The 12274-nt window shown below is 72.8% G+C and carries 11 protein-coding genes; 5 read left to right on the top strand and 6 right to left on the bottom strand.

Translation table 11 applies throughout. The features are described from left to right. Positions 1–29: 29 nt before the first annotated feature. Positions 30–1286, bottom strand: a complete 1257-nt coding sequence (locus tag ACEZDE_RS23860; RefSeq protein ID WP_380539311.1) for an ROK family transcriptional regulator — start codon at positions 1284–1286, stop codon at positions 30–32. Between the two features lie 194 nt (positions 1287–1480). Between ACEZDE_RS23860 and ACEZDE_RS23855 the strand changes: the two genes are divergently transcribed. From ACEZDE_RS23855 to ACEZDE_RS23845, 3 genes are read left to right on the top strand one after another with little or no spacing between them, the layout of a single operon-like run. Next, the gene (locus ACEZDE_RS23855; RefSeq protein WP_380539308.1) at positions 1481–2824 is read left to right on the top strand and encodes an ABC transporter substrate-binding protein; all 1344 of its coding nucleotides are present in this window, start codon (positions 1481–1483) and stop codon (positions 2822–2824) included. Beyond that, positions 2824–3801 carry a carbohydrate ABC transporter permease gene (locus ACEZDE_RS23850; protein WP_380539305.1) on the top strand — a complete coding sequence of 326 codons (978 nt, stop codon included), beginning with the start codon at positions 2824–2826 and terminating at the stop codon, positions 3799–3801. Before ACEZDE_RS23855 ends, ACEZDE_RS23850 begins: the two co-directional genes overlap by 1 nt. Further along, positions 3794–4660 carry a carbohydrate ABC transporter permease gene (locus tag ACEZDE_RS23845; protein WP_380539302.1) on the top strand — a complete coding sequence of 289 codons (867 nt, stop codon included), beginning with the start codon at positions 3794–3796 and terminating at the stop codon, positions 4658–4660. Before ACEZDE_RS23850 ends, ACEZDE_RS23845 begins: the two co-directional genes overlap by 8 nt. Here the strand turns inward: ACEZDE_RS23845 and ACEZDE_RS23840 are convergent. The 3 genes from ACEZDE_RS23840 to ACEZDE_RS23830 form a co-directional block, all read right to left on the bottom strand. Then, complete coding sequence (locus ACEZDE_RS23840) at positions 4653–6635, bottom strand: DUF2264 domain-containing protein (RefSeq protein ID WP_380539299.1); 1983 nt, start codon at positions 6633–6635, stop codon at positions 4653–4655. The genes ACEZDE_RS23845 and ACEZDE_RS23840 overlap by 8 nt on opposite strands. A gap of 71 nt (positions 6636–6706) precedes the next feature. Continuing rightward, a complete protein-coding gene (locus ACEZDE_RS23835; RefSeq protein WP_380539296.1) occupies positions 6707–7417 on the bottom strand; it encodes a hypothetical protein in 711 nt (236 codons plus the stop codon). A 61-nt stretch (positions 7418–7478) separates the two neighbouring features. Further along, complete coding sequence (locus ACEZDE_RS23830) at positions 7479–8324, bottom strand: SAM-dependent methyltransferase (protein ID WP_380539293.1); 846 nt, start codon at positions 8322–8324, stop codon at positions 7479–7481. 155 nt (positions 8325–8479) lie between these two features. Here ACEZDE_RS23830 and ACEZDE_RS23825 point away from each other — a divergent pair, with 155 nt between their 5' ends. Together ACEZDE_RS23825 and ACEZDE_RS23820 are read left to right on the top strand one after the other, a co-directional pair. Further along, positions 8480–9496, top strand: a complete 1017-nt coding sequence (locus ACEZDE_RS23825; RefSeq protein ID WP_380539290.1) for a TauD/TfdA dioxygenase family protein — start codon at positions 8480–8482, stop codon at positions 9494–9496. Continuing rightward, positions 9462–9785 carry a hypothetical protein gene (locus tag ACEZDE_RS23820; RefSeq protein WP_380539287.1) on the top strand — a complete coding sequence of 108 codons (324 nt, stop codon included), beginning with the start codon at positions 9462–9464 and terminating at the stop codon, positions 9783–9785. The genes ACEZDE_RS23825 and ACEZDE_RS23820 overlap by 35 nt, the downstream gene beginning before the upstream one ends. A 19-nt stretch (positions 9786–9804) precedes the next feature. On the opposite strand, the gene ACEZDE_RS23815 is transcribed toward ACEZDE_RS23820, so the two are convergent. Then, a complete protein-coding gene (locus tag ACEZDE_RS23815; RefSeq protein ID WP_380539284.1) occupies positions 9805–10842 on the bottom strand; it encodes a TolB family protein in 1038 nt (345 codons plus the stop codon). Further along, positions 10839–12215: an MFS transporter gene (locus ACEZDE_RS23810; RefSeq protein WP_380539281.1), complete on the bottom strand. Its 1377-nt coding sequence runs from the start codon at positions 12213–12215 to the stop codon at positions 10839–10841. The genes ACEZDE_RS23815 and ACEZDE_RS23810 overlap by 4 nt, the downstream gene beginning before the upstream one ends. Positions 12216–12274 lie beyond the last annotated feature (59 nt).

Raw genomic sequence — 12274 nt, 5'->3', positions numbered from 1 at the left:
CGCCCGCGCCCGCGCCGGTACCCGCTCGGTCAGGGGCGGGTGCGGAAGCGCGGGACGGAGGTGGTGAGCGGGGGACGCGGGACCGGGCCGCCGGAGCCGAGGAAGCGGGCGACCGGGAGGGTGGCCGCGCCCCGGGCGACCGCGTCCGCGCCGAGCTGGCACAGCTCGATCGTGGTCCGGGAGAACGGGTAGTGCAGCGCGTGGTCCCGGGCCACCTCGCGGATCCGCGGCAGCAGCCGGTCGCCCAGCAGCAGCCCGGCCCAGCCGCCGATGATCACCCGCTCCGGGTTGAACAGGTTCACCAGGTTGCCGATGCCCACGCCGATGTGCAGGGCGGTGGTGTCCAGCACCTCCGCCGCCGCGGCCGACCCGGCGTCGTCCAGGATCTGACGCAGCGCCGCCTCCTGCCCCGAGCCCTCGGTCAGTGCCGTGCCGCCGGCCTCGCGGTAGCGGGCGATCACCGACTCGGCGCTGGTGTACGCCTCCAGGCAGCCGCGGGCGCCGCAGCGGCAGCGGCGTCCGCCGATCACGGCGGTGATGTGGCCCCACTCGCCCGCGCTGGTGGTCGAGCCGCGGTAGGGGACCCCGCCCACCATCACCGAGGCGCCGACGCCCGAGCCGATCAGCAGGAACACGCTGTCCGAGGCCTCCCGCCCGGCGCCGAACCAGACCTCGGCCTGGCCCATGGTGGTGGCGCCGTTGTCGATGAACAGCGGCAGGTCGGTGACCCCGCGCAGCAGCGCCGCCAGCGGCACGCCGTCCCAGCCGAAGGTCTGGCAGTGCACCACCGGGTCGGGGCCGCCGTGCACGATGCCGGGCACGCCGACGCCGACCCCGAGCAGCTCGCCCGCGCCGCCGTCCGGGTCGGCCCCGGTCGGGGCGACCGCGGCGAGCCCGGCCGCGATTCCGGCCACCACCGTCTCCGGGCTGTACCGACCCGGTGTCACCGGGACGTCGGAGCGCGCCAGTTCGTCCAGGGTCAGCGAGAAGCGCTCGACCCGGACATGGGTCTCGCCGACGTCCACGCCGATCACCTGGAACCGGGACGCCGCGATCTCCAGCAGGATCCGCGGCCGGCCGCCCTCCGACTCCACCGCACCGGCCTCGACCACCAGGCCGTCGTCGATCAGCTCGGCCACCACATTGCTGACCGTGGCGGTGCTGAGGCCGGTGGCCCGGCTCAACTCCTGGCGGCTCACCTGCTCGTGGAAGTACAGATGGCGCAGCAGCAGCGACCTGTTGGATCGCCGCAGGTCCCGGACGTTTCTGCCGGCCTGCTCTGCCATGGGTCTCCTTCTCGACGGCGGCGCGGGACCGCGTCGCACCTTATCGCCGCGCCACCTGCGGTGCTTCGGCGGCCCGGTGGTTCCGGTACCCGGGTCGCTGCCGGACCTCTTGACGTGACACTTCATCAGAAGTTAAATCACAGCTCGAACTAAGGCGGAAGATAACCCGGCACGCCTTCGAAAGGGTTCGTTCCATGGGCAGTTCTTCGAACCATCACAGAAACCGCTGGAACTCCGTCCTCGCCGTGGCAGCCGCCACCGCCTTCCTCGCCACCGCGTGCGGCAGTGGCAGCGGGAGCGGCGGCAGCGGGTCGGGCGGCGGCTCGCAGACCCTCACCTACTGGGCCAGCGACCAGGGCAGCTCCATCGCCGACGACGTCAAGGTGCTCACCCCGGAGCTGGACGCCTTCACCAAGCAGACCGGCATCAAGGTCAAGCTGGAGGTGATCGGCTGGAACGACCTGCTGAACCGGGTGCTCGCCGCCGCCACCTCGGGCCAGGGGCCCGACGTCCTCAACATCGGCAACACCTGGTCGGCCTCGCTGCAGGCCACCAACGCCTTCCTGCCGATCACCGACAGCGTGATGACCCAGATCGGCGACACCGGCCGGTTCCTGCCCGGCGCGCTCGCCGCGACCGGCGCCCCCGGCAAGCCCCCGGTCGCCGTCCCGCTCTACTCGCTGGCCTACGGGCTCTACTACAACAAGGCCATGTTCGCCGCCGCCGGGATCAGCACCCCGCCCGCCACCTGGGAGGACCTGGTCGCCGATGGCAAGAAGCTGACCCACGGCAGCCAGTGGGGGATCACCCTGGAGGGCGCCAGCACCCCGGAGAACGCCCACCACGCCTTCGTGCTGAGCCAGCAGCAGGGCGGCGACTTCTTCGACTCCTCCGGCAAGCCCACCTTCGACACCCCGCAGAACGTCGCCGCGCTCAAGCAGTACATCGGCTTCATGGGCACCGACAAGATCGCCAACCCCAGCGACGCCGAGTACTCCAACGGCACCGAGGCGGTCCAGGACTTCGCCACCGGCAAGGCGGCCATGCTGATGTGGCAGGCGGCCGGGGCCTCGCTCGCCAAGTACGGGATGAACTCCTCGCAGTACGGGGTGGTCCCGATCCCGTTCCCGGCCAGCCCGCCCAGCGGCGGCAAGCACGTCGACTCCATCGTCGCCGGGATCAACCTGGCGGTCTTCGCCAAGACCAAGCACCAGGACGCGGCGCTGAAGTTCGTGAAGTTCATGACCAGCAAGCCGACCCAGATCGCCCTCAACAAGGCCTACGGCTCGCTGCCCTCGGTGACCGACGCCTACACCGACCCGGCGTTCCAGATCCCGGACGACAAGGTGCTGCAGGGCGTGCTGGCCGGTTCGGCCGCGGCGATGCCGCCGATCCCGCAGGAGAGCCAGTTCGAGACCGTGATCGGCGCGGTGATGAAGGACCTCTTCGCCGACGCGGCCAGCGGCAAGGCCGTCACCGACCAGGTGATCAGCGGCGAACTGACCCAGGCCGAGCAGAAGATGCAGGCCGGCGGTTGATGGCCGGCGCCACCGAGGTCAGCCGGGCCGCCGCGACGCCGCCCGCGGCGCGGCGGCGGCCCTGGGCCCGGCTGCGCCGGGCCTGGCTGCCGTACCTGCTGCTGCTCCCGGCCGTCTGCTTCGAACTGCTGGTCCATGTGGTGCCGATGCTGGTCGGCATCTGGATCAGCTTCAAGAAGCTCACCCAGTTCTTCATCGGCGACTGGGGCGCGGCCCCGGCCGCCGGACTCACCAACTACCGCTTCGCGCTGGACTTCGACAACGCGGTGGGCCGCGCGCTGCTGCACTCCTTCCTGGTCACCTGCGGCTTCACGGTGCTGGTGGTCGGGCTGTCCTGGCTGATCGGCACCGGGGCGGCGGTGCTGCTCCAGGACCCGTTCCGCGGGCGCGGGCTGCTGCGCACCTACTTCCTGGTGCCGTACGCGCTGCCCGCCTACACCGCCGCGATCACCTGGGAGTTCATGTTCCAGCGGGACAACGGTCTGGTGAACCGGCTGCTGGTGCACGAGCTGCACCTGACCTCGCACGCGCCGTTCTGGCTGATCGGCGACAACAGCTTCGCCGCCCTGGTGATCACCGCGGTCTGGCGCACCTGGCCGTTCGCCTTCCTGGTGGTCACCGCCGGGCTGCAGAACATCCCGGCCGACCTCTACGAGGCGGCGGCCATCGACGGGGCCGGCGTCCGGCAGCGGATCCGCCGGATCACCCTGCCCTCGCTGCGGCCGGTGAACCAGGTGCTGGTGCTGGTGCTGTTCCTGTGGAACTTCAACGACTTCAACACCCCCTACGTGCTGTTCGGCAACGTCGCCCCGCAGCAGGCGAACCTGCTGTCGCTGCAGATCTACGACACCTCCTTCCAGAGCTGGAACTTCGGCTCGGGTTCCGCGATGTCGGTGCTGCTGCTGCTGTTCCTGCTGCTGGTGACCGCGGTCTACCTGCTGCTGACCGGTCGCGGAAGAAGGAGCGCCGATGTCTGAACGCCGCCCCCGCTCGCCGATGGCCCCGCCGCGCTCGTTCCTGTGGGTGCGGCGGATCGTGCTGACCCTGCTCGGGGTGTTCACCGCCGTCCCGCTGTACGTGATGGTCAGCAGTTCGCTGAAGCCGCTGCAGGACGTGCAGTCGGCGTTCCAGTGGTGGCCGTCCCGGCTGACGATACGTCCCTATGTCGATATGTGGAGCACCGTGCCGCTCGGGCACTACTTCCTGAACAGCCTGCTGGTGTCCACCTGTTCGACCGCGGTCTCGGTGGTGATCGCGGTCCTCGCGGCCTACGCGGTGAGCCGCTTCCGCTTCCCCGGGCGGCGGGTGTTCAGCGTGACCGTGCTGTCCACCCAGATGTTCCCCGGCATCCTGTTCCTGCTGCCGCTGTTCCTGATCTACGTCAACATCGGCAACAGCACCGGCATCGAGCTGTCCGGGACCAGGCTCGGACTGATCATCACCTACCTCACCTTCACCCTGCCCTTCTCGATCTGGATGCTGGTCGGCTACTTCGACTCCATCCCGCGCGAGTTGGACGAGGCCGCCGAGATGGACGGCAACGGGCCGATCGGGGCGCTGCTGCGGGTCGTCGTCCCGGCAGCGGTCCCGGGCATCGTCACGGTGGCGGTGTACTCCTTCATGACCGCCTGGGGCGAGGTGCTGTTCGCCTCGGTGATGACCGACGACTCGACCAGGACGCTCGCGGTCGGGCTGCGCAACTACGCCTCACAGAACGACGTGTACTGGAACCAGATCATGGCCGCCTCGCTGGTGGTCAGCGTCCCGGTGGTGGCCGGATTCCTGCTGCTGCAACGCTACCTGGTGGCCGGGTTGACCGCCGGATCGGTCAAGTAGCCGCTCCTTCACCGGAGCTGAGGACCAGTCGGTCGGACGACCCGTCGGACCAGTCGATCAGGACTGACGGGCCGTCAACTGTGACGCTGGGAGCGGCGTCCAGCGATCGGCCGAGGGCGACGGCGGCGACGTACAGCACGCCGGGGCGGGCGGCGGCCTCCAGGTAGGGGACGGCGGCGTGCGCGCCGAAGGAGCTGCGGCCGGTCGAGGCCCGGACGCCCGGCCGCAGCGGCCCCGACTCCGGGCCGTGCAGCGCGACCACCGCCCCGACCAGCCCGTCCGCGGCCCGCGCCTCGGCCCGGTCGGCGGCCGTCCGCTGCTCCGGCGGCACCGCGCCGGACACCGCCCAGCCGCCGATCCGCAGCCGTGCGCCGCCCGGATCGCCGTCCACCCGGACCACCCGCACCTCCCACGGGCCGTGCAGCGCCGAGGCGGTGGTCAGCCAGGGGCCTTCGGCGCCGTCGTGCTGCGGCCAGTGCGCGCGGAACCGCGAGGCCGCGGTCGCGCCGTTTACCGCGAGCCGGGTCAGCGGGCGGCGGTGGGAGGGGCGTCCCCGGTCGTCCAGCAGGGCGACGTGTGAGTCCAGCGGGCCGCCGCCGGGCAGCGCCAGATCCGGGGCCGAGGGGTGGACCGCCCCCTCGGCGTCCGGCACCGGGCCGGGGCCGCCCAGCTCGGGTCCGGTGGCGGTGGAGTAGGCCCAGCGGCTGTAGAACGGGTCGTAGGCGTGCCGGCTGACCTCGCCCTGGTCGGCGTGGTCCGCGCCGTGGTTGGCGATCCGGACGATGCCGTCGGCGCGGGTGCCGGAGGCGATCCAGCCGGGCGCGTGCAGGGTGCGGACGAAGTCGCCGCGCTCCACCGGCAGTTGCTCCTCGACCGCGGTCCAGGCCGGGTGGTCGGCGGGCAGCAGCAGCCCGGCGAAGCCCTTGCTGGCCCAGTACGGCGAGGCCGGTCCCGAGTAGTTCTGCCGGATCGGCGGATGCGGCCGGTACCAGCCCAGCGACAGCAGGCCGTCGTCGTCCGGCCCGCCCCGCTCGGTGAAGTGCCGGACCATGCCGCTGCCGATCCGCCGGGCCAGCCCGGGGGAGAGCGCCGGCGCGCCGAAGACCTGCCCGGCCCAGAACGGCGCGGCGGCGGCATAGCGGTAGGTCAGTGAGCGGCCCTGGTGGAGCGGCGCTCCGTCGGCGCCGACCAGGTACTGAAGGTCCGTCAGATAGTCGGCCAGGCGCGCCCGGTAGCGGTCGGCCAGGCCCTCTTCGGCCTGCTCGCCGCTGATCCGGCAGTACCAGAGCGGATAGAGCTGCATCGCCCAGCCGCTGTAGTGGTCGAAGTTGCGGAACGGGGCCGGACCGTCGGCGCCGTCCGCGTACCAGCCGCCCCCGGCGTACCAGTCCTCGGTGCGCTCGATCGCGTGGGCCAGGTCCCGCTGCCGCCAGGGGCCGCCGACCGAGCGCAGGAACGCCTCCACGACCGCCCGGAACCAGACCCAGTTGTTGTCCGGGACCCAGCCGCCCAGCATCTCCGCCAGCCAGTCCACCACCCGGGCCCGCACCCCGGGGTCGAGCCGGTCCCAGATCCACGGCCGGGTCTCGTGCAGCCCCAGCGCGATCGACGCGGCCTCGACCTTGGCCTGGTTGCACGCGGCCAGTCGGGGCCAGCGCTCCGGCGAGGCCGGGTCGGTGCCCGCCGCGAGCCCCTCGGCGTAGCGCTCGGCCAGCGCCCCGGTGCCGTCCGCGCCGCGCGCCCCGGCGATCCGGAACGCGGCCAGCAGGAAGGTGCGGGCGTAGCCCTCCAGGCCGTCGCTGTGCCGTCCGTTGCCGCTGACCGGGCCCGGCAGGTGGATCAGCGCCTGCCGCGGGGTCGCGTGGCGGGCGACCGCGTCCAGCATCCGGTCCGCCAGCCGCTCCCAGTGCGCCCGGGTCCAGCCCGTGTACGGGGAGAGGAGGCGGTCCTCGGCCGGGCTGTTCCACGACTGCATCGGTGATCTCCCTCGGTCAGCCGCCACCCTGCCCAGCGCCGGGCCGCGCGTCAACCCGCCCCGGGAAGGGATCAGCGCAGGTAGCGCAGGCCCTCGCGGAGGTACCCGCGCGGGTTGGCGTCCAGCAGCCGGGCCCAGCCCGGCTCGCGTTCCCCGCGCAGCCAGGCGTAGCGGGCCAGGGCGTAGCCGAACATCGGCTGGGTGAGGTAGCCGATGCTGCTGCGGCGCCAGCCGGTGGAGCCCTGGGTGAAGCGGAAGGCGGCGTTGGCGTTGAAGTGGCCCGCCCCGAAGAAGACGGTCAGCAGGTCGGTCAGCGGCTCGCCGTCGCGGCGGTCGGCGGTGATCCGCCCCTCGCCCAGCAGCCGGTGGTGGCCCAGCTCATGGGCCAGCACTGCGACCAGGGCCACCGGGTCGGCGGTCAGCCGGTCGGTGAGGGTGACCAGCGGCGACCCGTCGGCCGAGCGCCGGTAGTGGCCCACCGCGCCCTGTGCGCTGTAGGCGACCCGGGGGAGGTGGGCGAACAGCTCCCGCTCGGCCCGGTCCTCGTGCTCCAGCTCCACGGTCACCGCCTCCCGGTCCACCCGGAGCTGGGCGAAGACGGTCCGCACCACCTGCTGGACCTGCTCCTCCCCGCCCCGGTACGGGCGCGGGAAGCGCGGGTCGTCCGGCAGCAGCACCGGGGCGCGCAGCAGCGGCTCGCCGAACTGTCCGGTGAGCCACTCCAGCGACTCCTCGATCCACCGCCGCTCGTCCTCGCCGACCGGGCACCTGCTGCGGAACACGTGGCCTCTTCCCCCTACTGTCACCCTTTCTGACGTTCCATCAGTGCGAGGGGTTCCCGGGTCAGGGTTTGCGGCCGACCCCGCCGTACACGGTGACCATGGTGGCCGGGGGCGTCTCGGCGTCCGGGCGCCAGTCCTGACCCGGCACCAGACCGGGTTCGACCAGCGGGAAGTCGGCGAAGAACTCGGCGATCCTGGCCTTGCCGCGCAGGCTCAGCGCCGCCGTGGACCGGTTCCGGTAGACGTCGACCGCCTCGTCCAGGCCGGGGCGCTTCCGCTCCGCCACGCCGTCGCCGGTGCCGTGCGAGACGACCAGGTAGCTGCCGCCGGGCAGGGCGTCGCCCAGGGTCTTGATGATCCGGTCCGGGCCGTCCTCCTCGGTGATGAAGTGCAGCACCGCGACCAGCATCAGCGCGATCGGCCGGTCGAAGTCGAGCGCGGCCCTGACCCTCGGGTCCGCCAGGATCGCGGCCGGGTCGCGCAGGTCGGCCTGGACCACGGTGGTGGCGCCCTTGCCGTGACCGCCCATCAGCGCGCGGGCGTGGGCCAGCACGATCGGGTCGTTGTCGACGTAGACCACCCGGGCGGCCGGGTCCACCGACTGGGCGATCTCGTGGGTGTTGCCCGCGCTGGGTATCCCGGTGCCGATGTCCAGGAACTGGCTCACGCCCTGCGCCGACAGGTAGCGCACCGCGCGGCCCAGGAAGGCCCGGTTGGTCCTGGCGCCCTCGCGGACGTCCGCGCCCATCGCGATGATCCGCTCGGCGGCCTCGCGGTCGGCCGGGAAGTTGTCCTTGCCGCCGAGGTAGAAGTCGTACATCCGGGCCGGGTGCGCCACGCTGGTGTCGATCCGGACCGGCGCCCAGCTGTCCAGCTCGGTGGGTCCCTGGATCTCCTCGCTGGTCATCGACGACACTTCCTCTCCACCGGCACGGACGCGGCTGTGATCACCCCAACAGACTAGGGGGCATACGCACACCGGTCCCGGGATCGGAGGAACTGGCGTTCCCCGCCCGCACATTGTGCAATGGCACGGTCCCCACGTCCTACCGAGGAGCGTCCTTGAGCGAGCATCAGCAGCCAGTGCTTGACCTGCGGCCCGCGGCCGGCCACATCGGGGCCGAGGTCCGCGGCGTCGACCTGGCCGGACCGCTGGACGACCGCACCGTCGCGGCGCTCCGGTCCGCACTGCACCGCTGGAAGGTGCTGTTCTTCCGGGAACAGCAGCTGGACCACGCCGCGCACCTGGCCTTCGCCCGGCGCTTCGGCGAGCCGGTCCCGCCGCGCTCGCGCGGATCCGCCTCACCCGCCGACTTCCCGCACATCGAGACCACCGCCGACCGCCGGGAGCTGGCCGGGCGGTACGGGCAGGACCGCGCGGACTGGCTGGACCGCCGCCGGCACGCGCCGCTGCGCGGCTGGCACAGCGACCTCACCACCTGGATCGACCCGCCCGCCGCGACCGTCCTGCGGGCCGAGCAGGTCCCGCCCTACGGCGGCGACACCACCTGGTCCAACCTGGCCGCCGCCTACGCGGGCCTGTCCGAGCCGCTGCGCCGCTTCGCCGACACCCTGCGGGCCGAGCACCGGCACGGCGTCGGCTACCTCCCGGTCCCCGGCGAGGACCGCTACCTGCAGCGGCTGCAGCAGCGGCCGGTGGTGTCGGTGCACCCGCTGGTGCGGGTGCACCCGCACACCGGCGAGCGGCTGCTGTTCGTCAACGGCTACTACGTGGAGCGGATCACCGGGGTGTCCCGGATCGAGAGCGGGCCGCTGCTGGAGCTGTTCCTGCAGCAGGCGACCCGGCCCGAGTACACCGTCAGGTTCCGCTGGGAGCCCGGCAGCGTCGCCTTCTGGGACAACCGGGCCACCATCCACCTCGCCCCGTCCGACACCGAGCACCTGGACGCCCCGCGGATCATGCACCGGGTGCTGCTGGCCGGGGAGGTCCCGGTCGGCCCGGACGGTCGGCCCTCGACGTCGGTGGCCGGTGACGTCGGTGCTGGTGACCCACTGTCACCGGCCGATGGCCTACGATCCGGGGATGGGCCGTCAGAAGCAGAACAAGCCGCGCCGTGAGCGACCGACCCTGACCGGCACCGGGCAGCCCCGGATGGCGGAGATCGCCGGGATGCTCGACCTCTTCGCGGGCGTCGAGGACGGCGGCCCGGAACTGGTGCTGGAGGTCGCCGAGGTCGGCCTCCGCGACGGCGGCGCGGGCCCCGCCTGGATCCGGCTCGCCGACGGCTCGGTGAAGCTGCTCCCCGAGAGCCTGCGGGCCTGGGCCGGTCGGCCGGTCGAGTCCGGCTTCCCGCGCCGGATCGGATTCGGCGTCAGGGACGGCGCGGAGTACGCCCGACTGCTCTAGGTTCCGGCGGCGGGAGGCGCTACTGCGGGGCCGAGGGCGAGAACGCGCCGGAGAGCAGCAGGTGCGGGCTGCCGCTGCCGTCGGCGGGGACGGACCAGAGGTCGTCGCTGCCGGTGACGCCCGGGGTCGGCAGGGCGTAGGCGACGGTGTCGTCGTTCAGCCAGGTGGCCTGGTCGTCCACGCTGTGCTGCTCGGCCAGCGGGGTCTCCTTGAGGGTGCCGAGGTCGAGCACGTACTCGTGCCACAGCGACGCCCCGGCCAGGGCCCGCTTCTTGTAGGCGATCCGGGTGCCGTCGGGGGAGAGCGAGGGGCACTCGACGTTCTGTACCAGGGTGGTGACGGTCTGCCGGGAGATCGAGCCGCGGACCAGGTAGGTGTGGCCGCCGGTGCCCAGGGTGGCGTAGAAGGTGTCGTCGTCGGCGGCGAAGGTGACGCCCCAGAAGTTGTCGTCGACGTTGTGGTACGGCTTGCCGTCCAGGGTGATGTGGAAGGTCTCCAGGCTGGGGATGAGCTTCCAGGTGCGGGTGTCGACGATCGAGGTGCGGGTGGAGAAGAAGGCCGCGCCGTAGGACTCGCCGCCGACGAAGACGGTCCAGGCGGCGAAGTGGCCGCTGGGCGAGACCCGGGCCCGGCTCGGGGTCCCGGCCAGCGGGAAGGTGTGCAGGGTGTGCAGCCCGCTGTCGAGGATCACCGCCTGGTTGGTCGGGGTGAGCGCGCCGGGGACGGACTGCAGGCAGACCCCGGTCCCGGCGGCGGTGTAGAAGCGCAGGCACTTCACCCCGGCGGCGGTCCGCGGGGCCGAGTCGGAAACCGCGCCGCCCGCGGTATCGGGGACCGAGACCAGCTCGTCCAGGTGCGGGCCCCGGGCGGTGTTGACGAACAGCAGCCGCCCCGGCTGACCGAGCGTCACCTTCCCGGCGGCGACGGTGGGTCCGCCCGCCTGCGGCCGGGTCCTGGCGGCGTCCCTGGAGTGGGCGTGCAGCACGAACCCGGTGCCGAGACCGGCCAGCAGCACGATGGCCGCGACGAGGATGAGCAGGCGGCGGAGCGGTGTCACGGGGTCGTCCTCGCTGGTGCGGTGGTACCGGGTGCGGGTGGTCCTGAGGGGCGCAGTACGAAGCCGGCCGCGGTCGCGCAGCAGAGCAGTCCGATCGCGGCCCCGGCCAGCGCCGGGCCGTCGCCCCACACCGTCCAGGCCGCGCCGAAGCCCAGCGAGCAGAGGAAGCGGGCCAGCGCCTGCCCGGTGCCGACCAGGGCCAGGCCGCTGCCGCGCAGCTGCTCGGGCACGACGTCGGCGACCGCGGCGGGCAGCACCCCGTCGGTGGCGGCGTAGAAGCTGCCGTGCAGGGCCAGCACCAGGTAGGGGAGGGCGGCGGTGTGCGGGGCCCAGAGCAGCAGCCCGTACGCGACCAGCAGCCCGGCGTGCCCGGCGAGGAAGACCACCCGGCGGCCTATTCGGTCGGCGAGCACCCCGAGCGGAACCGCGAGCAGCAGGAAGACCGAGGCGGTGCCGAGCGGCAGCAGCGGGAACCACTGCTCGCCGATGCCGATCCGCTGCTGCAGCAGCAGGTAGACGAAGGCGTCGCTGACGGTGGTCAGCCCGAGCAGCGCGGCGCAGCCGGTGAGCGCGCGCAGCCGGGGAAGCCGGAGCAGGGTCAGCGCCTCGCGCAGGTCGACCCGGCGCACCGGGTCGGCGGCGGAAGGGCCGGTCGTGGACGGAGCGTTGGCGGCTGGAGCGGTGGCGGAGGGGTCGGTGGCGGTCCCGGTCGCGGCGTCCGCCTGCGCCGTCTTCGCGCGGCCCGGTACGAACAGCACCAGCACCAGCACGCCGAGCACGGCCACGCACGCGCTGACCCCGAACACCGCGTCGTAGCCGTCGGTGGCGGCGCGCAGGATCAGGTAGGCGGAGATCGGCCCGAGCACCGCGCCGGTGGTGTCCATCGCCCGGTGCACGCCGAAGGCCCGGCCGCGGTTCTCCGGTGCGGTGGACATCGAGATCAGCGCGTCGCGCGGGGAGGTGCGCAGCCCCTTGCCGGTGCGTTCGAGCGCCAGCGCGAAGCCGAGCGGTCCGAGCGTGTGCACCAGCATCAGCAGCGGCTTGCAGACCGCGGACAGGCCGTAGCCGATTCCGGCGATCAGCTTGTGGTTCCTGACCCGGTCAGCGAGGTGGCCGCCGAGCAGCTGGACCAGGGCGCTGACGCCGTTGTAGACGCCGTCCAGCACACCGAAGCCGAGCGGGCTGAGGCCGAGCCCGACCACCAGGTAGAGCGGCAGGACGGCGGTGACCATCTCCGAGGAGACGTCGGTGATCAGGCTGACCGCGCCGAGCGCGAGCACGGTGGAACCGACCACGCGGGCGGTGCCGCCGGAGCGGGACGCGGTCGTCGTGGTCGCCGTCTTGGCGGGGGCGGATCGGTCCGCGAGGTACATCGTCGATGCTCTCTACTGTGATCGGGCGTGTGCTCGATCGTCCGACGCACACTCTAGAG

This window comes from Streptacidiphilus cavernicola (assembly GCF_042510955.1).
GTDB lineage: Bacteria > Actinomycetota > Actinomycetes > Streptomycetales > Streptomycetaceae > Streptacidiphilus > Streptacidiphilus cavernicola.
This window is presented reverse-complemented; position numbering and strand designations above follow the sequence as displayed.

Excerpts from the sequence above, each read along its gene's own strand:
- ACEZDE_RS23820 (WP_380539287.1), top strand. The coding sequence starts at position 9,462 with ATGGGCCGTCAGAAGCAGAACAAGCCGCGCCGTGAGCGACCGACCCTG.
- ACEZDE_RS23845 (WP_380539302.1), top strand. The coding sequence starts at position 3,794 with ATGTCTGAACGCCGCCCCCGCTCGCCGATGGCCCCGCCGCGCTCGTTC.
- ACEZDE_RS23855 (WP_380539308.1), top strand. The coding sequence starts at position 1,481 with ATGGGCAGTTCTTCGAACCATCACAGAAACCGCTGGAACTCCGTCCTC.
- ACEZDE_RS23810 (WP_380539281.1), bottom strand. The coding sequence starts at position 12,215 with ATGTACCTCGCGGACCGATCCGCCCCCGCCAAGACGGCGACCACGACG.
- ACEZDE_RS23860 (WP_380539311.1), bottom strand. The coding sequence starts at position 1,286 with ATGGCAGAGCAGGCCGGCAGAAACGTCCGGGACCTGCGGCGATCCAAC.
- ACEZDE_RS23840 (WP_380539299.1), bottom strand. The coding sequence starts at position 6,635 with ATGCAGTCGTGGAACAGCCCGGCCGAGGACCGCCTCCTCTCCCCGTAC.
- ACEZDE_RS23850 (WP_380539305.1), top strand. The coding sequence starts at position 2,824 with ATGGCCGGCGCCACCGAGGTCAGCCGGGCCGCCGCGACGCCGCCCGCG.
- ACEZDE_RS23830 (WP_380539293.1), bottom strand. The coding sequence starts at position 8,324 with ATGACCAGCGAGGAGATCCAGGGACCCACCGAGCTGGACAGCTGGGCG.